The organism is Streptomyces sp. NPDC088725, from assembly GCF_044751305.1.
GTDB lineage: Bacteria > Actinomycetota > Actinomycetes > Streptomycetales > Streptomycetaceae > Streptomyces.
In genome coordinates, this window is record NZ_JBIVLO010000007.1 from 253,798 (window position 1) to 276,600 (window position 22,803).

At 68.8% G+C, this 22,803-nt stretch carries 18 protein-coding genes and 2 pseudogenes; 11 read left to right on the forward strand and 9 right to left on the reverse strand.

All coding sequences use genetic code 11. The features are described from left to right. Positions 1 to 1,806: 1,806 nt before the first annotated feature. Positions 1,807 to 2,217: pseudogene (locus ACIP6N_RS19800) on the reverse strand (NPP1 family protein); the annotation flags it as partial. A gap of 217 nt (positions 2,218 to 2,434) precedes the next feature. Here ACIP6N_RS19800 and ACIP6N_RS19805 point away from each other — a divergent pair. Further along, positions 2,435 to 3,082: a hypothetical protein gene (locus tag ACIP6N_RS19805; protein WP_401817162.1), complete on the forward strand. Its 648-nt coding sequence runs from the start codon at positions 2,435 to 2,437 to the stop codon at positions 3,080 to 3,082. 51 nt (positions 3,083 to 3,133) lie between these two features. Here the strand turns inward: ACIP6N_RS19805 and ACIP6N_RS19810 are convergent, their stop codons facing one another. From ACIP6N_RS19810 to ACIP6N_RS19820, 3 genes are all read right to left on the reverse strand, one after another. Then, entirely contained in the window at positions 3,134 to 4,807 is a 1,674-nt protein-coding gene (locus ACIP6N_RS19810; RefSeq protein ID WP_401817163.1) for a thiamine pyrophosphate-binding protein, read from the reverse strand. Then, complete coding sequence (gene speB, locus ACIP6N_RS19815) at positions 4,804 to 5,847, reverse strand: agmatinase (protein ID WP_401817164.1); 1,044 nt, start codon at positions 5,845 to 5,847, stop codon at positions 4,804 to 4,806. The genes ACIP6N_RS19810 and speB overlap by 4 nt, the downstream gene beginning before the upstream one ends. Before the next feature lie 167 nt (positions 5,848 to 6,014). After that, a complete protein-coding gene (locus ACIP6N_RS19820; protein ID WP_401817165.1) occupies positions 6,015 to 7,487 on the reverse strand; it encodes a sodium:solute symporter in 1,473 nt (490 codons plus the stop codon). Positions 7,488 to 7,627: 140 nt separating this feature from the next. Here ACIP6N_RS19820 and ACIP6N_RS19825 point away from each other — a divergent pair, with 140 nt between their 5' ends. The 3 genes from ACIP6N_RS19825 (at position 7,628) to tesB (ending at position 11,386) form a co-directional block, all read left to right on the forward strand. Beyond that, entirely contained in the window at positions 7,628 to 9,097 is a 1,470-nt protein-coding gene (locus tag ACIP6N_RS19825) for a PucR family transcriptional regulator ligand-binding domain-containing protein (protein WP_401817166.1), read from the forward strand. Positions 9,098 to 9,278: 181 nt separating this feature from the next. Then, a complete protein-coding gene (locus ACIP6N_RS19830; RefSeq protein WP_401817167.1) occupies positions 9,279 to 10,436 on the forward strand; it encodes an acyl-CoA dehydrogenase family protein in 1,158 nt (385 codons plus the stop codon). Positions 10,437 to 10,510: 74 nt separating this feature from the next. Next, the gene (gene tesB / locus ACIP6N_RS19835; protein WP_401817168.1) at positions 10,511 to 11,386 is read left to right on the forward strand and encodes an acyl-CoA thioesterase II; all 876 of its coding nucleotides are present in this window, start codon (positions 10,511 to 10,513) and stop codon (positions 11,384 to 11,386) included. Between the two features lie 158 nt (positions 11,387 to 11,544). Here tesB and ACIP6N_RS19840 read toward each other — a convergent pair whose 3' ends face one another. Then, a complete protein-coding gene (locus tag ACIP6N_RS19840; RefSeq protein WP_401817170.1) occupies positions 11,545 to 12,333 on the reverse strand; it encodes a phosphatase in 789 nt (262 codons plus the stop codon). 363 nt (positions 12,334 to 12,696) lie between these two features. Between ACIP6N_RS19840 and ACIP6N_RS19845 the strand changes: the two genes are divergently transcribed. Continuing rightward, on the forward strand, positions 12,697 to 13,182 hold the full coding sequence (locus ACIP6N_RS19845; RefSeq protein ID WP_401817172.1) for a peroxiredoxin: 486 nt from the start codon (positions 12,697 to 12,699) through the stop codon (positions 13,180 to 13,182). On the opposite strand, the gene ACIP6N_RS19850 is transcribed toward ACIP6N_RS19845, so the two are convergent. Further along, on the reverse strand, positions 13,169 to 13,792 hold the full coding sequence (locus tag ACIP6N_RS19850) for a TetR/AcrR family transcriptional regulator (protein WP_401817173.1): 624 nt from the start codon (positions 13,790 to 13,792) through the stop codon (positions 13,169 to 13,171). The genes ACIP6N_RS19845 and ACIP6N_RS19850 overlap by 14 nt on opposite strands. A gap of 146 nt (positions 13,793 to 13,938) precedes the next feature. On the opposite strand from ACIP6N_RS19850, the gene ACIP6N_RS19855 reads away from it, so the two are divergent. The 5 genes and pseudogenes from ACIP6N_RS19855 to ACIP6N_RS19875 all read left to right on the forward strand — a co-directional run bounded on the left by ACIP6N_RS19855 (position 13,939) and on the right by ACIP6N_RS19875 (position 20,806). Beyond that, positions 13,939 to 15,555, forward strand: a complete 1,617-nt coding sequence (locus tag ACIP6N_RS19855) for a carboxyl transferase domain-containing protein (RefSeq protein WP_401817174.1) — start codon at positions 13,939 to 13,941, stop codon at positions 15,553 to 15,555. Positions 15,556 to 15,563: 8 nt separating this feature from the next. Then, positions 15,564 to 17,720: a biotin carboxylase N-terminal domain-containing protein gene (locus ACIP6N_RS19860; RefSeq protein ID WP_401817175.1), complete on the forward strand. Its 2,157-nt coding sequence runs from the start codon at positions 15,564 to 15,566 to the stop codon at positions 17,718 to 17,720. Further along, a complete protein-coding gene (locus tag ACIP6N_RS19865) occupies positions 17,717 to 18,655 on the forward strand; it encodes a hydroxymethylglutaryl-CoA lyase (RefSeq protein WP_401817176.1) in 939 nt (312 codons plus the stop codon). The genes ACIP6N_RS19860 and ACIP6N_RS19865 overlap by 4 nt, the downstream gene beginning before the upstream one ends. Before the next feature lie 6 nt (positions 18,656 to 18,661). Continuing rightward, the gene (locus ACIP6N_RS19870) at positions 18,662 to 19,822 is read left to right on the forward strand and encodes an acyl-CoA dehydrogenase family protein (protein ID WP_401817177.1); all 1,161 of its coding nucleotides are present in this window, start codon (positions 18,662 to 18,664) and stop codon (positions 19,820 to 19,822) included. 248 nt (positions 19,823 to 20,070) lie between these two features. Beyond that, positions 20,071 to 20,806: pseudogene (locus ACIP6N_RS19875) on the forward strand (class I SAM-dependent methyltransferase). 11 nt (positions 20,807 to 20,817) lie between these two features. Here the strand turns inward: ACIP6N_RS19875 and ACIP6N_RS19880 are convergent. The 3 genes from ACIP6N_RS19880 to ACIP6N_RS19890 all read right to left on the reverse strand — a co-directional run bounded on the left by ACIP6N_RS19880 (position 20,818) and on the right by ACIP6N_RS19890 (position 22,321). Then, the gene (locus ACIP6N_RS19880; protein WP_401817179.1) at positions 20,818 to 21,027 is read right to left on the reverse strand and encodes a hypothetical protein; all 210 of its coding nucleotides are present in this window, start codon (positions 21,025 to 21,027) and stop codon (positions 20,818 to 20,820) included. A gap of 35 nt (positions 21,028 to 21,062) precedes the next feature. Then, positions 21,063 to 21,320, reverse strand: a complete 258-nt coding sequence (locus ACIP6N_RS19885; RefSeq protein WP_401817181.1) for a hypothetical protein — start codon at positions 21,318 to 21,320, stop codon at positions 21,063 to 21,065. Positions 21,321 to 21,541: 221 nt separating this feature from the next. Next, on the reverse strand, positions 21,542 to 22,321 hold the full coding sequence (locus ACIP6N_RS19890) for a GntR family transcriptional regulator (protein ID WP_401817183.1): 780 nt from the start codon (positions 22,319 to 22,321) through the stop codon (positions 21,542 to 21,544). A gap of 17 nt (positions 22,322 to 22,338) precedes the next feature. Between ACIP6N_RS19890 and ACIP6N_RS19895 the strand changes: the two genes are divergently transcribed. Then, positions 22,339 to 22,800: an NUDIX hydrolase gene (locus tag ACIP6N_RS19895; protein WP_401817185.1), complete on the forward strand. Its 462-nt coding sequence runs from the start codon at positions 22,339 to 22,341 to the stop codon at positions 22,798 to 22,800. The last annotated feature ends 3 nt before the right edge of the window (positions 22,801 to 22,803 follow it).

Genomic DNA, 22,803 nt, shown 5'->3' on the forward strand with positions numbered 1-22,803 from the left:
ACTGCGGGATTGCAACCCCAGCGCGATTATCCTCACATTCGGAGGCGCCATGCGCTACAGAAACAGAGCTATATATTTCGCTTCGCTGGTAATGGTCCTGGCCATGCTGGCGGTCGCCGTCTACTTCTTGTTCTTCGATTCAGGAGCGCCCCGCAAGTTCTCGGACGTGTGCCTAGCCCTTGCGGTGCCCGGCGTAGTTACATGGACACTGATTCGCGTTGGCCTGACTCCGTACGTCGAATGGGCGACAGGACCCTGTTGTGCAGCAGGTGATCGTCGGTACACAGCAGTCCATTCCTCGGGCGGGCACTTGCGCTTCGTCGGTGACTGATTCCTGAACAGGCGACAGCAGGGTTCTCAACGGATACTGATTCCGTTCGTTGCCCGCGAGGGCATTTCCCTCGTTGGGAAATTTGGCTATGGAGTGGACACTGGTGACTCAGAGGAAAAAGTCTCATCTCAGTGAGGCGTCGGCCCTGTGGTTCATCGTCGTCTTCTATTCCGTCTTTAATGAACATCACGGGATTATGGAGTGGATCGCTTTCGTGATCCTCACTGCAAGTACGATCGGACTATGTCTCGAAATTGCACGGTTCATTCTCTCGTGGAGAAGACGTAAGGTAGACGAGAGGTCGGGCGGCAGGGCTGGAAGATAATAACGCTGCCGCGTTGGACACCGCCCTTTGGTTGCATGTCTACGATTCGGCTAACCAGTTGCTGGACGCTCTCGAGTTGACTCTCCTCGATGACATTGTGGCGGCATTTGATGGTTTGGTGCTCCCACTGCGGCTTGTGGGCATAGACAGGACGGGTAGCGTTCAGGTGGAGCCAGCTGACGCTGAACCCATAACAGGCGGGCGAAATTAGACCGCCCGCCTCTGACCTTGGGGCAAAAATGCGCGAATCCAAAAGAAATTCTCTAATCTACTTCCTCCTCGGAATTGGCACATTCATATCCGGAGCGATTTTTTCGCTATCCGGATACAGCATCATCGGCCGCAACACGTTCGCCTTCTCTGCGGCAATATTTGCGTCTTCCTGGATTTTCGAGAGGACGTCAAAATGTCAGCGGAATCCGTAAACCCGATCCAAGTCCTGTTGGCGATGCCCCACGGGCAGGCATCATGAAATACAGGCTGACATATCTCCTCTTCTTCGTCCCGTTCATGTTTTCCAGCGGGATGGACCGCCTTTGACAATCGGGAGGGCAGCCAATACATGGAGGGCTCGAGATCCTTCTGGGAATTTCCATCGCGTTGGATGCAACAAAAGAAATCAGAGACAGCATAAGGCAGCGAAAATGTGACTAGCCCAACGAACCAACGTCGGAATTTGAAATGAAAGGGAAACCGGGGCGGGCGGTGCGAGCCATAGCATGCGTGTACGTTCTGACCGTGGCCGTACTGGCTGTCGCTGATGCACTGTGGACACCCGGCGATGGCATGGTCACCACGCTGGTGATGGGCCTGACGTCTCCGATTTCAGGGCTATACGTCGTGGGTTCGGAACTAGCACTGTCTCAACAAGATATTGACTCAGCGACCGACGCCAGTAGCGGCGGTTACCACGCGTACACTTGGGCGGCAATATCGATATGCTCCGCCATAGCGCAAGCACTGCTGGTGCGATTCGGAATACGGATATGCCGAAATCTCCGCTAGACAAACGCGGACGGCCGAGTCGTCCGTGACGAAGTTCAAGGGACCGGATCGATACAGGTATCAATGGGTCGATCCGGTCCCACCGGTCGTGTCAGGCCGAGATTTTGCCCGCGAAGAACCGTTCCATGGCCTGTGGACTCCGCGGTCACGGGTCGAAGGGGATTCCAGCCGGCTTGCTGTCGTTGAGAAGGTTCCGGAAGCGGTCGTCCGTGTCTGACGTCTTGATCGTCGCCGATCCGAAGTCGGCGTTGTTCAGGCGGTCCCGCAGCGCGGTGTCGGGGAAGCCGTTCCAGTCGACCAACGGAGGCTGGCGCCAGTCGTGGTAGTGGTTCTCCGGCGGCTCGTCGTTGTCATTGGCCAGCCGGAAGAAGTGCGTGGACGCTCCGTCCTTGTGGAAGACGACCTTCGGGTGCGCCCCGTCGAAGCGGACCTCCGACCTCGCATAGGTCTTCACCGTGCTGTGCTGAGTCGTCGACACGTACTCCACCTGGTTGGACGCCTGGTCGACCCAGGAGATGACGTGCTCCCAGTCATGCCGGTGACCGTTGATGCCGGTGTCCCCCAGATCGGTTCACCGCGGGCGGCCTGCTCGGAGTCTTCGCGGTGCGCACCGCCCTGTCCCGCACCACTGGTGTCCCCCTGAGCCGGGCCCGCGTCACCGTGACGCCGGTCCTGCTGTGAGCGCCGGAACGTTCACCTCGTGCTTCTTGTGTTCGGTTAGAGCGGAGTGGTGGAATCCGATCACTGCTCCGGCCCACCGAAAAGGAAGAAAGATGAAGCCAATCGATCTGCTCATTCTCGCCGGATCCCTTGCCGCAGGGGCAGTACTTGCTTTCCTGCTCGGGGGCGGGATGAAGAGCCAGGCGGCACTTGCACTGGCCGCGTGCGGCGGGGGTGCGCTCGCAGGAGCCAGGATCAGGAATCGGAAGGACTCCGCGAAGAGCAGCGGAACCCATCAAGAGAGATCACGCTTCCGATATATCGAAACGGCGAGCCCTCGCGACATGGAGGCCTTTATCGCCGAACTCGCCCCGGAACTGCTGTCGATGGGAGCGACAGTCTTCATTGATCTCTACATCGACGAACCGATCGACAGCGAGCGTACCAAGACTTCCCTTGCGGCGATGAAGGAGATCGTGACTCATGAGTCACTCCCCAACACGCGGTGGAAATTCTTTCGCGGAGACCCATTCATGGGAATTGTAGTAGACCTAAGACACAAGAATCAGGTCACGCATTTTTCTCGCCTGGCACATCAAGTGATCAACGCCGAGGCATGGTGTCACCATCGTCAGGTATTCGGCACGGTCGAATCGCCCGTAAAGGTTTGGGTGGACATGCCTGTTGAAGTAACCGAAAGAATTATCGCTTCCGCGTCTGCTGCTGGAGCGATAATGACGGCGGCATCCGGCATTTCGTGATTCCGTTCGGCTACTCGGTCTCGTGCATCACCTTGCTGCGCGGTCAGGGTGCTAAAGATGCGTCGGGGCGAACATTTTCAGCAGAGCCGGGAGTACGACCACCGAAGGGCCCGGTGTCGCCAGGGACTTCGTCAGGTCTTCGCGCAGAGTTTCCGGCGTCGTGCGGAGGGCCGGGACGCCGAAGGACTCCGCCAGGGCCACGAAGTCCGGGCGGGAGAGTTCTGTGGCGGTTGTTTCGCCGAAGGCGTCCGTCATGTACTCGCGCAGGATGCCGTAGCCGCCGTCGTCCACGATCAGCCAGGTGACCGGGAGGCCGTACTGCCGGGCCGTGGCCAGTTCCGCGATCGAGTACATCGCTCCGCCGTCGCCGGAGACCGCGAGGACCGGCGTCGTGCTGTCCGCCGCCGCCGCGCCGATCGCGGCGGGGAACGCGTAGCCGAGGCCGCCCGCGCCCTGGCCCGAGTGCAGCGGGCCCGGCCAGGCGGACCAGGCCCAGTACGCCAGGATCGTCATGTCCCAGAAGCTGGGCGAGCCAGCCGGCAGGGCGTCCCGGACCGAACTGAGGATCTGCTGCTCGGCCTTGAGGTCCTGGGAGTCGATGCGCTCCCGCACCTTCCGCAGCACCGTACGGACGGACTCCGCCGCGTCCGCGTCCTCGCGGGCGCTCACCGCGTCCAGCAGTGCCGACAGGGCGTTCCTGGCGTCGGCGTGGATGCCGAGCGCCGGGTAGTTGGACTCCAGCTTTCCGGGGTCCGCCTCGATCTGGACGATCCGGCCGCGCGGCCTGAACGTCCCGTAGTTGGAGGACAGTTCGCCGAGACCGGAGCCGACCACCAGCAGGACGTCCGCGTCCTCCAGGTAGTCCGTGGTGTGCCGGTCCTCCAGCCAGGACTGGAGCGAGAGCGGGTGTTCCCACGGGAACGCACCCTTGCCCCCGAAGGTCGTGACGACCGGTGCCGTCAGCTTCTCGGCCAGCGCGCGCAGTTTGCCCGAGGCGTCCGCGCGTACGACTCCGCCGCCCGCGATGATCACGGGCCTGACCGCGTTCGACAGCAAGTGGGCTGCCACCGCCGTCAGTTCGGGACGCGGCCACAGCTCGCGCGGGGTGGCGTCCAGCGCCGTGACGACCGGCAGGACCGTCTCCGCGAGCAGGACGTCCTGCGGGATCTCCACCCAGACAGGACCGTGCGGAGCGGTCAGGGCCGACTCCCAGGCCGCCGCGATCGCCGACGGGATCTGCGACGCCGTACGCACCGGGTGGACGGACTTCACGACGTCCCGGAACGACGCCTGCTGGTCGCGCAGTTCGTGCAGATAGCCGTGCCGCCCGCCGCCAAGACCGGCCACCGGCACCTGACTTGAGATGGCGAGCACCGGCGCCGAGGCGGCCGCCGCCTCCTGGAGCGCGGCGAGGGAGGTCAGCGCGCCGGGTCCGGTGGAGAGCAGCAGCGGCGCGACCTCGCCGGTGACCCTGCCGTACGCGTCGGCCGCGAAGCCGGCGTTGTTCTCCACGCGCAGGCCGATGTAGGTCAGGTCCGACCGGCGCAGCGCGTCGAACATGCCCAGCGCGTGCTGGCCGGGCAGGCCGAAGACGGTGGTGGCGCCCAGGCCGTGCAGCGTCTCGACGACGAGGTCACCGCCGTTGCGCCCGGCGGGCGGCGCGAGCGCGGCGGCCGTCTGTTCCGGCGTGAGGCGCGGGGTCTCGTGGTCGTGGTCGTGGCTCACTTGGCCCTCTCCTGGCCGGCCTGCCTCGACTCACTGGTCTGCCTCGACTCACTGGTCTGCCGCGACTCACTGGTCTGCCGCGACTCGCTGATCTGCCGCGACATGATCGTGGTCAGTTCGTACGCGGTGTGCGACGCGGCGACCGACGTGATCTCCGCGTGGTCATACGCGGGCGCCACCTCGACCACATCGGCGGAGACCAGTCGGCAGGACGCCAACCCACGCACGATTTCCAGGAGTTCGCGCGAGGTGAGGCCACCGGCCTCCGGGGTGCCGGTGCCCGGCGCGTGCGCCGGGTCGAGCACGTCGATGTCGATCGAGATGTACAGCGGCCGGTCGCCGATGCGCTGCCGCAGTTGGTCCGTGATCTCGTCCACGCCCCGGCGCATGACATCCGCCGAGGTGACGATCCCGAAGCCCATCTTCGCGTCGTCGTCCAGGTCCCGCTTGCCGTACAGCGGGCCGCGCGTACCGACGTGCGACAGCGCCTCCGTGTCGAGGATGCCCTCCTCGACGGCCCGGCGGAACGGCGTGCCGTGGGTGTACGCGGCGCCGAAGTACGTGTCCCACGTGTCCAGATGGGCGTCGAAGTGGAGCAGCGCCACCGGGCCGTGCAGCTTCGCGACGGAACGCAGCAGCGGCAGCGCGATGGTGTGATCGCCGCCCAGCGTCATCAGCCGCGTACCGCCGGCCAGCAGATCGTCGGCCGCGGCCTCGATCGTGTCGACGGCCTCGTTGATGTCGAACGGGTTCGCCGCGATGTCACCCGCGTCCGCGACCTGCGCGAGCGCGAACGGCGACGCGTCCTGGGCCGGGTTGTACGGGCGCAGCAGCCGCGACGCCTCGCGGATCGCGTTGCCGCCGAAGCGGGCGCCGGGACGGTAGGACACCCCGGAGTCGAAGGGGACTCCGACGACGGCGATGTCGGTCCGGCCGCCGACCTCGTCCAGCCTGGGCAGCCGGGCGAACGTGGCGGGTCCCGCGTAACGCGGAACGCGGGAAGCGTCGACGGGGCCTCGCGGCTGTTCGGTGCTGCTCATGCTGGAATGCCTTCTTTTCTGCTCTGGCGATGAACTTCTGGCGATGAACTTCTGGCAGTGAACTTCTGACGATCTTCAGCGCCGCGATTTCTTCCCATTCCGGCGCACTGCGTCGCTCTTCACCGATTTTGCACTATTGAACGTGTTTCGAACTCCGGTGCCGGATCTCAGGCCCGTACCGGAACGTCCCCGCGGGGCTCCGCCTCCGCCTCCCGGCCCGCGAGCCGTTCGCGCCAGGTGGCGAGCACCGCCGCGTCCGTGGGCTCGGTGGCCAGGCTGACGACGAGATACGCGGCCAGCGAGGACAGCAGCCCGTAGTAGACCGGCTGGTCGGCGAGGATGCCGTACGCCGCCATCAGCCCGATGACCGCGACTCCGCCGACGATCACGGCCGCCAGCGCGCCGGACGCCGTACCGCGCCGCCACAGCAGTCCGCCGAGGATCGGTACGAGCAGGCCGCCGACGAGCAGGTTGTACGCGACGGTCAGCGCCTCGACCACGTTGTTGAGCATGATCGAGACGACGATCACACCGACGCCCATGATGAGGATGAACGCCCGGTTCCCCCTGACCTCGTCCCGTACCTCGCCGTCACCACCGCCGCGCCGTCCGCGCAGGCGCAGCCGCGACCAGATGTCGTTGTTCGCGACGGTCGCGCACGCGATCAGCGCGCCCGAGGACGTCGACATCACCGCCGCGAGGGCCGCCGCCAGCACAAGTCCCCTGACACCCATGGGAAGTTCGTCCTTGACGATGGTCGCGAACGCGTCGTCCGGGCTGCCCAGATCCGGGTAGAGCACCTTCGCCGCCGTCCCGATGACCGCCCCGGCCAGCGCGTAGACCAGGCAGTACGTACCGGCCACGGTGCCGCCGTACCGCGCGACCTTGTCGCCGCGCGCGGTGAACACCCGCTGCCAGATGTCCTGGCCGATCAGCATGCCGAAGGTGTAGATCAGGACGTACGTGAAGATCGTGCTGCCGCCGATGCCGAACGGTGTGAAGTACTCGTGCGGCAGCCGCGCCTTCATCTCCGCGAAGCCGCCCGCCTTCACCACCGCGATGGGCAGCAGGAGCAGCAGCACGCCGATGGTCTTGACGACGAACTGCACCATGTCCGTGAGCGTGATGGACCACATGCCGCCGAGCGTCGAGTAGGCGACGACGATCGTGCCGCCCAGGATGATCGCGACCGTGCGGTTCAGGTCGAAGAGGACGTCGAAGATCGTGGCGTACGCGATGGTCGAGGTGACCGCGAGCATCAGCGTGTACGCCCACATCACCACGCCCGAGATGACGCCCGCCTTTCCGCCGTACCGCAGGTCGAGCATCTCGGAGACGGTGTAGACCTTCAGCCGGGCTATGCGCGCGGAGAAGAAGACGGAGAGCCCGAGCAGCCCGAGACCGATGGTGAAGACCATCCACGCGCCCGACAGACCGTGCGTGTAGCCGAGGCCGACACCGCCGATGGTCGAGGCGCCGCCGAGGACGATGGCGGCCATCGTGCCCGAGTACATCCACGGTCCGAGCCTGCGCCCCGCCACCAGGAAGTCGCTCTTGGACCTGGCGCGGCGCATGCCCCACCAGCCCATCGCGAGCATCCCGGCCAGATACGCGACGATCACCGCGTAATCGACAGCCATGGGGCTCCTCCTTCTCGCGTCCGGGGTCTTGAGGGGTCTGAGGGGTCTGAGGCTTGTGGGAATCGACGGTAGGTGGCCGGAAAGAAACGCTGAAGTGTACGTTTCATCCATTCACGCCACCGTCGATGGATGGACTGTCCATGCCGGACCTCAGCGCTTCCCCGCCTACCCCGCCGATCCCGCTGTCCGCGCTGCTGGCGGACGGTGATCTCGGGCTGCGCCGGGTGACCGGGCCGCGCGGCGAGGAACACTCGGGGCAGCGTGAGGACGAATCCGTCGACGTGCACTGGGTGCACACCTCGGAGATGACGGACCCGTACCCGTACCTGCTCGGCGGCGAGCTGCTGCTGACGGCCGGCGTCCAGCTCACGGACGCGCACGCGGACACGTACGTGGCGCGGGCGGTCGAGGCGGGCGCGGCGGGGCTCGGCTTCGGGGTGACGCCGGTGTACGACGCGGTGCCGCCCGCGCTCGTCGCGGCCTGCGAGCGGCACGGTCTGCCGCTGCTCGAAGTACCGGCGCGCACGTCGTTCACGGCGGTGGCGCGCACGGTGTGGCGGCTGATGGCGGAGGCGCGCCACCGCGAGCTGCGCCGGACGACGCAGGCCCAGCAGGGCCTGGCCGCGGCAGCGGCGCGGCCCGACCCGGTGCCCGCGGTCCTGCGTCAGCTGGCGGTCAGGCTCGGCGGCCGGGCGGTCCTGTTCGCGCCGGACGGTACGGAGTTGCACGCCACGAGCCGCGCCCCCTCACGCGCCGCGCGCGCCGGGCTCGCACGGCTCGCGCAGGTGGTGCGTACGGGCCCGGCCGCCCCCACGTCCGCGACCGACACGACCGACACCGCCGACGGCGGCCATCTCGCGGCCTACGCGCTGGGTGGCAGCGACGGGCTGGTCCTGGGCGTGGCCACGGACCGCCGGGAGGCCGGTGACCACACCGTCGCCGGGGTCGCCGTCGTCCTGCTGTCCCTGCTCACCGCGCCGCACCAGGGCGCGGGCGAGGCGGGCCGCTCGGCCGCGCTCGTCCGTCTGCTCCTCGGCGGGACACCGGTGGAGGCCGCCCCGCTGCTGGGCCCGGGGCCGTGGACGGTGGTGCACGCGCGCGGCGGCGACACGCCCTTCGCGGCGGGCGCGCTCGCGGCGGACCTCGGCAGCGCACTGGTCGAGTCGGACGGCTCGGTGGTCCGTATCGTCACCGATCGAGAGGTGAGCGCGCGGCCCGGCTGGGTCCTCGGGGTCAGCGGTCCCGCGGAGCCCGCGGATCTGGCGCTCGCCGACGCACGGGCCGGGCGGGCGCTGCGCCGCGCGGAGGCCACCCGCACCCCGCTCGTACGGCACCGGGAGGCCGGGTTCGCCGGTCTGGTCGCCGAGGACGAGGCGGCCGCTCACGCCCGTACCCGCCTCGCACCGCTCGCGGCCGGCCCGCCCGCTCTGGTGGAGACGCTACGCACCTGGCTCTCGCTGCACGGGAGTTGGGACCGTACGGCGGTGGCGCTGGCCGTCCACCGCAACACGGTCAGGCAGCGGATCGGCCGCTGCGCCGCACTGCTGGACGCGGACCTGGACGACGCCGACGTACGGATGGAGCTGTGGTTCGCGCTGCGCTGGCTGTGATGCGCGCGGCGATTCGCGCCGCACCGGCTGTGATGTGCGCGACCGTTGCGGCGGCCCCATGGACACCCCCGCGAACCGCCGAGTAACTTACTGTCTGAGCGATCGCTTAGCCGGGCTGGCCGATGCCGACGGAAGTCGGCGGGAGCAGGCGGAACCGAAGCTGACAGAAGGGGGCCACTCCGTGCGCCGTACGGTTTACAACGAGGACCACGAGGCTTTCCGGGAGACCATCCGGGCCTTCATCGAGGCCGAGGTCGTCCCCGTCCACGAGCAGTGGTACGCGGAGGGCAAGGCACCTCGCGACTTCTACTACAAGCTCGGTGAGCTTGGCATCTTCGGCATCGAGGTGCCCGAGGAGTACGGCGGCGCCGGCGAGGAGTCGTTCAAGTTCCAGGCCGTCATCTCCGAGGAGACGGCCCGCGCGGGCGTCTCGTTCGGCGGCTCGGGCGTCCATGTCGCGCTCTGCCTGCCCTACTTGAAGGCTTACGCCACCGACGAGCAGAAGAAGCGCTGGCTCCCGGACTTCGTCAGCGGCCGGACCATGTACGCGATCGCCATGACCGAGCCGGGCACCGGATCCGACCTGGCCGGCATGAAGACGACGGCCAGGCTCTCGGACGACGGCACGCACTACGTCCTCAACGGCGCCAAGACCTTCATCACCGGCGGCGTCCACGCGGACCGCGTCATCGTCTGCGCCCGCACCGCGCCCGCCACCCCCGAGGACCGCCGCTTCGGCATCTCCCTGCTCGTCGTGGACACCACGTCCGAGGGATACACGGTCGGCCGCAAGCTCGACAAGCTGGGCCTGCGCACCTCGGACACCGCCGAACTCTCCTTCACCGACGTCAAGGTGCCGGTCGGGGATCTGCTCGGCGAGGAGAACAAGGGCTTCTCGTACCTCGGTCAGAACCTTCCGCAGGAGCGGCTCGGCATCGCCGTCGGCGCCTACGCGCAGGCCGCCGCTGCCGTCCGCTTCGCGCAGCAGTACGTCCAGGACAGGACCGTCTTCGGCAAGACCGTCGCGTCGTTCCAGAACACCAAGTTCGAACTGGCCGCCTGCAAGGCGGAGGTGGACGCGGCCGAAGCCGTCGTCGACCGCGCGCTCGAAGCCCACGACCTGGGTGAGCTGACGGCCGCGGAGGCAGCGTCTGCGAAGCTCTTCACCACCGAGGTCGCGCACCGCGTGATCGACAAGTGCCTCCAGCTGCACGGTGGTTACGGCTACATGAACGAGTACCCGATCGCCCGGCTCTACGCGGACAACCGGGTGAACCGCATCTACGGTGGCACCAGCGAGGTCATGAAGATGATCATCGCGAAGTCCATGGGGCTGTAGGCCGCGGACCCGCAGGGCAGGGACCCGCGGGCCACGGAGTCGCAGGTCCCGCCTCACCTCTGACAGTCGGATCTATGAACTCAGCACTGGAGTCCCTGCTCGATCTGCTCGATCTGGAGCGGATCGAGCGGGACATCTTCCGCGGTACGAGCCAACCCTCGGTCGTACCGCGCGTCTTCGGCGGCCAGGTCGCGGCCCAGGCCCTGGTCGCCGCGGGCCGTACGGTCCCGGACGACCGTACGGCCCACTCCCTGCACGCGTACTTCCTGCGCCCCGGAGACCCGGGCGCGCCGATCGTCTACACCGTCGACCGCATCCGCGACGGGCGCTCCTTCACCACGCGCCGGGTCGTCGCGGTCCAGCACGGCCAGCCGATCTTCCACCTCTCGGCGTCCTTCCAGCTGTACGAGGAGGGCCTGGACCACCAGGCCGCGATGCCGGCGGCGCCGGACCCGGAGACGCTGCCCACGGCCGCCGAGCAACTGCCGCGCTACGCGTCCCGGTTCGTCGACCCGCGCGTCGTGGACCGGCTGCTGGAGACCAGGGCCGCGATCGATCTGCGGTACGTCGACGCGCCGCCGTACGGCACGGTCGGACAGCCCCGCGAGCCGCGCTCGCAGGTGTGGTTCCGCACGGCGGGCAAGCTGGCGGACGATCCGCTGCTGCACGTCTGCCTGGCCACGTACGTCTCCGACATGACCCTGCTGGACTCGATCCTGCTCGCCCACGGGCGGGGCGGCTGGGCCGTGGGGGACGTGGTGGGCGCGAGCCTGGACCACGCGATGTGGTTCCACCGGCCCTTCCGGGCGGACGAATGGCTGCTGTACGACCAGGAATCACCGTCGGCGGCGGGCGGCCGGGGGCTCGGCCAGGCACGGATCTACACGCGGGACGGGCAGTTGGCGATCTCGGTGATCCAGGAGGGTGTCGTGCGGGTTCCGCGCGACTGAGCGGCGGGCGACGCGCCGGCGGCCCTGATCGTCTGATCGCCGCGTCGACTTCCGGTGGCGTCTGGCCGGCCGCGGGAGCCGTTCCCCGCGGTCCGCCGGGTGTACCTGATCCGTGATCCGACGCCGGGCGCGCGCGGCCGGTCGGTCGCTCGATGCCGTCAGCCGAGGCGGTCGAGGCCGGCCGCGTTCAGCAGGTAGGCCGTCATCGGGTCGTAGAAGCGCGGGTCGGTGACGTGGTCGTCCAGCGGGACGGTCACCTGGAGCGTGCCCTCCGCCTCGCCGATGAAGAGCGCGGGGTCGTTGCAGTCCGCGTAGCCGATCGAGTCGAGCCCGCGCTGCCCCGCGCAGCCCGCCCAGCCGTGGTCGGCCACCACCAGATCCGGCTGTGGTCTGCCGACGCGCTCAAGACCGTCCAGGATCGCCCGCATCGGTTCCGGCGAGTGGGTGTGCCAGAGGGTGGCGTGGCGCTCCAGCATCGCGACGTCGGCGAACTGGAAGACCATGCCTTCGTCGGCGGTGAGCCCGCCGGGGATCTGCACGATCTCGCAGCCGGCCTTCCGCATGGCGTCCGCGGTCTTGCGGTGCACGTCGAGCAGCCCGCCGGGGTGGCCGGTCGCGAACAGCACGCGCTCCCGCGCGGTGACCGCCTTGCGCAGCCGGGCCGCCATCCGCTCCAGGGCGTCGACGGTCAGCTCGGGGTCGATGGTGTCCTGGCCCACGCGGTGCTGGGGGTCGTCGCTGACCCCGCACCGCTCTGCCATCACGGCGAGCACGTCCTGCTCGTCGGTCCAGCGGTCACCGAGTTCCAGACCGAGCCAGAAGTGGCGGTCGCCGTTGGCGAGCTGGCGGTAATGGGAGAGGTTGTTGTCGCGGGGTGTGGCGACGTTCCCGGCGATATGGGTACGGACCAGTTGGTCGACGAGAGCGGGGCGGCTGGGTATCGGCATGGGGCCATTGTGCCGTCAGGCGCGGGGCTCGCGCCGCTCGTCCCCGTTTCGGCACGCCGCCGTACGGCAGACGGGAGGGGCGCGCGGTTTCCGCGTGCGGTTCGCGGCCAGTCCACGGCGGACCCGGCTACGAACCCTGGGCGGGCAGGTGGTGCACTGGCTCCTGCCCGCAGTCCGGTCCACGGCCTCCGGTCGCGGTCCCGGCCACGATCTCCGGTCTCGGTCGCGGGCCGCGGCCTCCGGTCTCGGTCGCGGGCCGCGGCCTCCGGTCCACGGTCTCCGGCCGGCGGTCGGTTTTTGCGGCCGCGCGGTCAGCGGCCATGGACCACAGCCTCGAATTCCTTCGCAGCAAGGGAGTACGCAATGGCAACATCACCCGACCTCGGCAGCACGGTGGAGAATTTCACCCTTCCGGGCGGTCTTCTCGACGGTGACACCTTCGTACGGCGCGACTACCACCTCGAAGAGGGACGCGGACACCCTCTCGTCCTCGCCTTCTACCCGGGCGACGACACGAGCGTCTGCACGAAGCAGATGTGCTCGTACTCCAGCGGCCTGGAGTCCTTCACGAAGCTGGGGGCGGAGGTCTGGGGCATCAGCCCGCAGGACGTGGACAGCCATGAGGCGTTCGCCCGCAAGTACGACCTGCGCTTCCCGCTGCTGGCCGACACCGAGCGTACGGTCGCGAAGGCCTTCGGGATCGCCGCGCCCGGGATCGGGCTGCGCAGGTCGGTCTTCCTGATCGCGCCGGACGGCACGCTGCACTGGAAGCACGTCGCGCTGCTCGGGGCGACGTTCAAGTCCGTCGACACGCTGACCCAGGAGCTGGCCGGGCTCACGACCGGCTGACGCTTTCCGGGTAGTCCGCGAGGGCGGCGAAGGCGCCGTGTGCCAGCCGGCGCAGCAGTGCCTCCGTCGCCGCTCGCCCCGGCAGGCTGCCGCTGTGCGCGCCGAGGTGCGGCGTGGAGTTGAGCAGCCCGAAGACGGCGTGGACGGCGCCGCGCGCCTGCACCTCCAACACGTTCGGGTGAACGCGCCGCACCACGCCGACCCACAGCTCCACGTACTGCCGCTGGAGCTGGCGCACGAGCTTGCGGTCGCTGTCCCTGAGGCGGTCCAGCTCGCGGTCGTGCAGGGTGATCAGCGGGCGGTCGTCGAGGGCGAAATCGATGTGCCCGTCGATGAGCGAGGCGAGCACAGCGGCGGGGTCGCCGTTCTCCCCGTACGCTCCCATCCGCCGTTTTCCACCGTCCAGCAGCCGGCCGCTGATGCCGACGAGCAGCTCGGCGAGCATGGCGTCCTTGCCCGCGAAGTGCCGGTACAGGCCGGGACCGCTGATGCCGACGGCGGCGCCTATCTCGTCCACGCCGACGCCGTGGAAGCCCCGTTCGGCAAAGAGGCGCGCCGCCTCACTGAGGATCTGCTCCCTGCGGGTCGTGGCCGCTGTCCTGGTGCTCATGAACATTCATTCTAGACAGAGCTGTTAGCGGTCGTTAACCTGAGGGAGTGCGTTAACGCTCATTAACCGGCGGTGCGCGCACCTGCGGGCGGACGTTCGAAGCCGGCAGCCATCAGGCACACCGCACCAGCGAGGGAGCGCGAGGGATGCAGCAGGCACCAGTGCTGGCGAGCGCCGGGGACCCGGCGTCGGAGGGCTGGCGGGCCAACGAGGCGGCACACGCCGAGCTGATCGGCGAGCTGCGCGGCAAGCTCGCCGCGGCCCGTCTCGGCGGCGGCGAGAAGTCCCGCGCGCGGCACACGGCGCGCGGGAAGCTCCTGCCGCGCGACCGCGTGGACACCCTTCTCGATCCGGGCTCGCCCTTCCTCGAAGTGGCACCGCTCGCAGCGGAGGGGCTGTACGGCGGAGCCGCTCCGGCCGCCGGGGTGATCGCCGGAGTGGGCCGGGTCAGTGGCCGCGAGGTCGTGGTGGTCGCCAATGACGCCACGGTCAAGGGCGGCACCTACTACCCGATGACGGTGAAGAAGCACCTCCGCGCCCAGGAGATCGCGCTGGAGAACCGCCTCCCGTGCCTCTATCTGGTCGACTCGGGAGGCGCCTTCCTGCCCATGCAGGACGAGGTCTTCCCGGACCGCGACCACTTCGGGCGGATCTTCTACAACCAGGCGCGGATGTCGGCGGCCGGCATCCCGCAGATCGCGGCGGTGCTCGGTTCGTGCACGGCGGGCGGCGCCTATGTCCCGGCGATGAGTGACGAGGCCGTGATCGTGCGCGGGCAGGGCACGATCTTCCTGGGCGGGCCCCCGCTGGTGAAGGCGGCCACGGGCGAGGTCGTCACGGCCGAGGAGCTGGGCGGCGGCGAGGTCCACTCCCGTACGTCAGGTGTCACGGACCACCTCGCGGAAGACGACGCGCACGCGCTGCGGATCGTACGGACCATCGTCTCCACGCTCCCGGCCAGGGGCGCGCTCCCCTGGTCCGTCGAGCCGGTCGAAGAACCGAAGGTGGACCCCGCCGGGCTGTACGGCGCGGTGCCGGTCGATTCGCGTACGCCGTACGACGTGCGCGAGGTGATCGCGAGGCTGGTCGACGGCTCGCGGTTCGCCGAGTTCAAGGCGGAGTTCGGTACGACGCTGGTCACGGGCTTCGCCCGGATCCACGGCCATCCGGTCGGGATCGTCGCCAACAACGGCATCCTGTTCTCCGAATCGGCCCAGAAGGGCGCGCATTTCATCGAGTTGTGCGATCAGCGGGGCATCCCGCTGCTCTTCCTCCAGAACATCTCGGGGTTCATGGTCGGCCGCGCGTACGAGGCGGGCGGCATCGCCAAGCACGGCGCCAAGATGGTCACGGCGGTCGCGAGTACGCGCGTACCGAAGCTGACGGTCGTCATAGGCGGTTCGTACGGCGCGGGCAACTACTCGATGTGCGGCCGGGCCTACTCCCCCCGCTTCCTGTGGATGTGGCCCAACGCCAAGATCTCGGTCATGGGCGGCGAGCAGGCCGCGTCGGTGCTCGCGACGGTCAAGCGCGACCAGATCGAGGGACGCGGTGAGGAGTGGCCGGCGACGGAGGAAGAGGCGTTCAAGGATCCGATCCGCTCGCAGTACGAGACCCAGGGCAGCGCTTATTACGCGACGGCGCGCCTCTGGGACGACGGCGTGATCGATCCGCTGGAGACCCGCCAGGTGGTGGGTCTGGCCCTGACCGCGTGTGCCAACGCCCCGCTGGGTGAGCCCGGCTTCGGCGTCTTCCGGATGTGAGGGTGGGAATGTTCGACACGGTTCTGGTCGCCAATCGCGGCGAGATCGCGGTGCGCGTGATCCGCACACTGCGGCAGTTGGGCGTGCGCTCGGTCGCGGTCTTCAGCGACGCCGACGCGGACGCGCGGCATGTGCGGGAGGCGGACACGGCGGTACGGATCGGCCCGGCGGCGGCCGCGGAGAGCTACCTCTCCATCGACCGCCTGCTGGACGCGGCGGCCCGTACGGGCGCGCAGGCGGTGCACCCCGGTTACGGCTTCCTCGCGGAGAACGGCGCGTTCGCGCGGGCCTGTGCGGACGCGGGGCTGGTCTTCATCGGCCCGCCGGCCCAGGCGATCGAGCTGATGGGCGACAAGATCCGCGCGAAGGAGACGGTGGCGGCGGCCGGGGTCCCCGTCGTCCCTGGCTCCTCGGGCAGCGGTCTGACGGACGCGCAACTGGCCGACGCGGCGCGGGAGATCGGCATGCCGGTGCTGCTGAAGCCCTCGGCGGGCGGCGGCGGCAAGGGCATGCGGCTGGTGCGGTCGGCCGCCCTCCTCGCGGAGGAGATCGCGGCGGCGCGGCGCGAGGCGCGGGCGTCCTTCGGTGACGACACGCTCTTGGTGGAGCGCTGGGTTGAGCGCCCGCGCCACATCGAGATCCAGGTCCTGGCGGACGCCCACGGGAACGTGGTGCATCTGGGAGAGCGCGAGTGCTCGCTCCAGCGCCGCCACCAGAAGCTCATCGAGGAGGCGCCGTCGGTCCTGCTGGACGAGGCGACGCGCGCGGCGATGGGCGAGGCGGCGGTCCAGGCGGCCCGTTCCTGCGGCTACACGGGCGCGGGGACGGTGGAGTTCATCGTCCCGGGCGCCGACCCGGCGGCGTACTGCTTCATGGAGATGAACACCCGCCTCCAGGTGGAACATCCGGTGACGGAGCTGATCACCGGCCTCGACCTGGTGGAGTGGCAGTTGCGGGTCGCCTCGGGCGAGAAGCTTCCCTTCACGCAGGAGGACATCACCCTGACGGGCCACGCGGTGGAGGCCCGCATCTGCGCGGAGGACGCGTCGAGGGGCTTCCTGCCCACCGGCGGCCGGATCCTGGCCCTGCACGAACCGGAGGGCGACGGCGTACGGACCGACTCGGGCCTGAGCGAGGGCGCGGAGGTGGGCAGCGCGTACGACCCGATGCTCGCGAAGGTCATCGCGTACGGCCAGGACCGCGCCACCGCCCTGCGCAAGCTGCGCGCGGCCCTGGCGGCGACGGTCACCCTGGGCGTCCCGACGAACGCCGGCTTCCTGCGCCGTCTGCTGGGTCATCCGGCGGTGGTGGCGGGGGACTTGGACACGGGTCTGGTCGAACGCGAGGTAGACGGCCTGCTGGCGGACGGAGTCCCGCCGGAGGTGTACGCGACGGCGGCGCTGCTGCGGCAGGACGCACTGTCGCGCGGGGATGCCCTGTCGCTTCAGGATGCTCTGTCCCACGGGGACGCGCTGTCGCGGCGGGTGCCGGAGGCGGGCGCTGCGGAAGGTGCCGCCAGGGCCTGGACCGATCCGTTCTCTGTGCCCAGCGGCTGGCGGCTCGGCGGTGCGGCCGCGTGGACGGCGCACCATCTGCGCGTCCCCGCCCAGGACCCGGTGACCGTCCGCGTACGCGGGACCGCCGGGGGCGCCGAGGTACTGACGGACACCGCCGTCGACGCCCGTATCGCGGTCCTCTCCCCCACCCGCGTGACGGTCGAGTACGACGGCGTCACCCACGCCTTTACCCATGCCACCGGCCCGGAGGGCACCTGGCTCGGCCGCGACGGCGACAGCTGGCACGTCCAGGATCACGACCCGGTCGAGGCCGCCCTGCGCGGCGCCGCCGGAGCGGGCGGCCAGGAATCGCTGACGGCTCCCATGCCGGGGACCGTCACGGTGGTGAAGGTCGCCGTCGGGGACGAGGTCGTCAGCGGGCAGAGCCTGCTGGTGGTGGAGGCGATGAAGATGGAGCACGTCATTGCGGCCCCGCACGACGGCACGGTGACCGAGCTGGACGTGACGCCCGGCTCCACCGTCGCCATGGACCAGGTCCTGGCTGTCATCGCCCCGCAGGGGACAGCGCCGGAGCCCGCTCCGGAACCACAGTCCGGGCAAGCTCCGCACACCCCGCAGACCCAGCAGACCCCGCAGGAGGCGTCATGACGGACGGGCTTCCGATGGCCGTGGCCGAACAGGGGCTGCCGTCCAGGATCCGTATCCATGAAGTCGGCGCCCGCGACGGCCTCCAGAACGAGAAGACCGTCGTACCGACGGCGCTCAAGGCCGAGTTCATCCACCGCCTCGCCGACGCCGGGCTCACCACCATCGAGGCGACCAGCTTCGTGCACCCCAAGTGGGTTCCTCAACTGGCCGACGCCGAGGAGCTGTTCCCCGCGCTCGGAGACATCAGCGGTGTCGCCCTGCCGGTCCTCGTCCCGAACGACCGCGGCCTCGACCGCGCCATCGCCCTCGGCGCCCGCCGTATCGCCGTCTTCGGCAGCGCCACGGAGTTGTTCGCCAAGGCCAACCTCAACCGGACGGTGGACGAATCGCTCGCCATGTTCGCCCCTGTCGTCGCGAGGGCCCGCGCGGAGGAGATCCATGTCCGCGGCTATCTCTCCATGTGCTTCGGCGACCCCTGGGAGGGTTCGGTCCCGATCGACCAGGTGGTCAGGGTCGCCAAGTCCCTCATGGACCTCGGCTGCGACGAACTGAGCCTCGGCGACACCATCGGCGTCGCCACGCCGGGCCACGTACGGAGTCTGCTCGCGCGGCTCAACGAGGCGGGCGTGCCGACCGCCGCCGTCGGTGTGCACTTCCACGACACCTACGGCCAGGCGCTCTCCAACACGCTCGCCGCGCTCCAGCACGGCGTGACCACCGTGGACGCGTCCGCCGGAGGTCTCGGCGGCTGCCCGTTCGCGAAGAGCGCCACCGGCAATCTCGCCACCGAAGACCTCGTGTGGATGCTGACCGGGCTCGGCATCGAAACCGGCGTCGATCTCCCCAAGCTCACCGCCACCAGCGTCTGGATGGCGGAGCGGCTGGGCCGCCCCAGCCCGTCCCGTACCGTCCGCGCCCTCTCCCACCAGGAGTGACTTCCGATGTCTCTGGACCACCGGCTCTCCACCGAGCACGAAGAACTGCGCCGTACCGTCGAGGAGTTCGCGCACGAGGTCGTCGCGCCCAAGATCGGCGACTTCTACGAGCGGCATGAGTTCCCGTACGAGATCGTGCGCGAGATGGGCCGGATGGGCCTGTTCGGGCTGCCGTTCCCGGAGGAGTACGGCGGCATGGGCGGCGACTACCTCGCGCTCGGCATCGCCCTGGAGGAGCTGGCCCGCGTCGATTCCTCCGTGGCCATCACGCTGGAGGCGGGGGTGTCCCTGGGCGCCATGCCCGTCTTCCGCTTCGGTACGGAGGAGCAGAAGCAGGAGTGGCTGCCCCGGCTCTGCTCCGGTGAACTCCTCGGCGGATTCGGCCTGACCGAGCCGGACTGCGGCTCCGACGCGGGCGGCACGCGCACGACCGCCGTGCGCGACGGCGACGACTGGGTGATCAACGGCACGAAGTGCTTCATCACCAACTCGGGCACGGACATCACGGGCCTGGTCACGGTCACGGCCGTGACCGGCCGCAAGGACGACGGCCGCCCGGAGATCTCCGCGATCATCGTCCCCTCGGGCACCCCCGGCTTCACGGTGGCGGCGCCGTACTCGAAGGTCGGCTGGAACGCGTCGGACACCCGCGAGCTGTCCTTCGCCGACGTCAGGGTCCCGCTGGCGAATCTGCTCGGCGAGGAGGGCCGGGGCTACGCCCAGTTCCTCCGCATCCTGGACGAGGGCCGGATCGCGATCTCCGCGCTGGCCACGGGACTTGCCCAGGGCTGCGTGGACGAATCGGTGACGTACGCCAAGGAGCGGCACGCCTTCGGCCGCCCGATCGGCGCCAACCAGGCCATCCAGTTCAAGATCGCCGACATGGAGATGCGCGCCCACATGGCCCGCGTCGGCTGGCGCGACGCGGCCTCCCGCCTCACCCACGGCGAGCCGTTCAAGAAGGAAGCGGCGCTGGCGAAGCTCTACTCCTCGACGGTCGCGGTCGACAACGCCCGCGAGGCGACGCAGATCCACGGCGGATACGGCTTCATGAACGAGTATCCGGTGGCCAGGATGTGGCGCGACTCCAAGATCCTGGAAATCGGCGAGGGCACGAGCGAGGTCCAGCGCATGTTGATCGCAAGGGAGTTGGGGCTGCCGAACTAGGGCGCGCCACCGCCGCCCGCACGACCGGCCGGGGCCGGCCGGAAACCCGGACCGGCGCGGCCGGGATTGGCCACGTACGGGCCTTCGGCGGGGCGCGGGCGGCGACTCGCGGTCACGCACAGATGGCGTGACCACCCCGCCCGCGACCGCGCCTCCACGAGCCCCACACGCCCTCCGCTCACCCCGTCTGACCTGCACTTTCGTAGAGCACAGATCTACAATTGCCGGACTGACAAGGGGGGGTTCGGATGGACCGGAACATACGCTCGGTGGACGACGTACTCAGGCTGCTGGACGGCCTGTTCGCACCGGAGGCCGACCGGTGGACAGCGGAAGCGGCGTCGTGGTGGGACGGCTTCTACGCGGACCGCTCCAAGCCGGTGCCGTTCTTCGTGGCGAAGCCGGACGAGAGCCTGGTCTCGTACCTGGACGACGGCCTGATCCCCGTGGGCCGCGCCCTCGACCTGGGCTGCGGACCGGGCCGCAACGCGCTCCATCTCGCCTCGCGGGGCTTCGAGGTGGACGCCGTCGACCTCTCTCCGGAGGCCATCACCTGGGCCGAGGACCGCGCGCGAGGCGGAGGCCGAGATCAAGTTCCACCGCGGCGATGCGTTCGCCCTCGCCGACACCGCACTGAGCGGCCCGTACGACCTGGTCTACGACTCCGGCTGCTTCCACCACCTGCCGCCGCACCGCCGCATCAGCTACCTGGCCCTCCTCGACCAAGCCCTCGCGCCCGGAGGTTACTTCGGCCTGTCCTGCTTCGCGTCCGGCGCGATGGGATCCGAACTCCCCGACGCGGACCTCTACACCGAGGCCCGCCTCCACGGCGGCCTCGCGTACACCCCGGAATCGCTGCGCTGGATCTTCTCGGACCTGACGGAAGTCGCTCTGCGCCGCATGCGAGACGAACCACCCGAGTCCGCCAGCTTCGGCGAACCCTTCCTCTGGACGGCCCTGTTCCAGCGCCGGCCGCTGCGGTAGCCGTGAAGCGGTCATGAGGGCGGACTGCCCAGCCCCTTGTGCCGCTGCCGATGCAGCCGCGCAATCGCCCGCAGCTGCCGCCGCTCGTACTCCGTACCCGGGCGTACGGAAGCCCAACGACTCTGCCAGGTAAGGCCGGTGGGACGCGAGAGGCAGACCAGCGGCCCGACGAAGTCGTCCACCACACCAACCATGTCGTACGCACGGTCATAGACCACCATGCCGACGCACAACCCCGGCGGCATCGGCCGAGCCCTCACAGCCCGCTCTTCCGGCTCCGGCCGTCGCACTCGGCCACGAGCGCGCCGAGTTTGCCTGCGGCCTGCTCGGGCGGCACGTAGTCCGGGCACCGCGGATGCCCGCATTCACACGGAGGCCACCGAAGCGCCGAGCCGGGCACCAGGTCGGCGCCTTCAACTCCCGGCTCGGACTTCGGAACGACGAGCACCCGGTCCGCCCCGGACTCCTCCGCCAACCGGGAGAGATACCGCCGCGCCTTGCTCTGACCTGTCATTACGCCAGTCCTTTCAGTGCCGGGAGCGCCCGCGCCACGAACGTCGTCACAGTCGGGCACGCAGCCGAGGAACGGCTCCGGGCCGCCCTCAGCCAACTCATTCACTCATGCACTCATGCACTCATGCACATGAGTGGCATGGGAAGAATGCCCAACTTATACACAGGAGTCAACTCACTCGCCGCGATTGGCCCATCGCAGCACGTGAAATCGACGGCCCGTCAGTCCCGTGCAGGGATGCGGTAGTCGAGAACGAACTGCTCAGCGGCCATGATCGTGTCGCACACCTCTATGACGCGGCCCGACTCAGTCCTCGCACCTCGGGTGAGATGGAAGACGGGCGAACCAGGACTGAGACTCAGCGCAACGGTCTCCTGCTTGGTGGCAAGCCGTGCACGAACCGTCTCCGTGAACTCCGCGAGGGTGTGTCCGTTGTCCTCCAGGCGTGCGTAGATGCCGCCGCCACCCGGGTTTTCCGCGAACAGCTCCGGAATATCCTTCGCGATGTCCCAGGGCAGATAAGAAGTCGCCTCCTCCGTGGGAATGCCATTGCTGAAATACAAACGGCGGCGCGCGAGGACCTGACTGCCCGTGGGCACGCCCAGCCGTTCCGCGATGTCGCTCGGCGCCTCAACAGGCCCGACGTAGAGGACCGTCACGGCAGGCGTCTTGCCTGCCTCCTCGGTCTCGGCGATGTACGCGGCCTTTCCTGCCCTACGGTGCGACCGGCGGAACCGGTCCGAAGACTTGCGAAGCACAGGAGGCTGCGTCTTCACGAACGAGCCCCTGCCGTGGTGCGTATCAATGAGTCCCATCGGCCTCATCTCCGCGACAGCCTTGCGGGCCGTGCCCTGCGAAACCGCGTAGCGAACCATCAACTCTGACTCGCTGGGCACCTTCTCGCCCGGCATCAGAACCCCGGCCCTGATCTGCTGCGCCAAGTCTTCAGCGATCTGTAGATACCGTGGCTTGCCCGAGTCTCTGGGAGCTGTGGTCGCCATGTCCTTCTGTCCCTCCTATGCTCCTATACATGAGCAAGGCTATCCAGGAAGGCGCATCGATGTCGCTTCACTCGGTCTCCGTCGCCGGGGTCGTCGTCCGTGAGGACGGTCGTGTGCTGGTGATCCGCCGGGCCGACAACGGAGCCTGGGAGGCGCCGGGCGGCGTACTGGAGCTTGACGAGCGACCGGAGGACGGGGCCTGCCGCGAGGTTCTGGAAGAGACCGGCATCAAGGTCAACGCAGTGCGCCTGAGCGGCGTTTACAAGAACATGGCGCGCGGGATCGTCGCCCTGGTGTTCCTGTGCCGACCGATTGGCGGCGAGGAACGGACATCCGCCGAGTCGGCCGACGTCCAGTGGTTCACCCGCGAAGAGGTACAGGCACGAATGCTTGAGGCCTACTCGATACGCGTACTCGACGCGCTCGACAGCGACACGCCGCAGGTACGCGCACATGACGGTCACCGATTGATCGACTGAGCC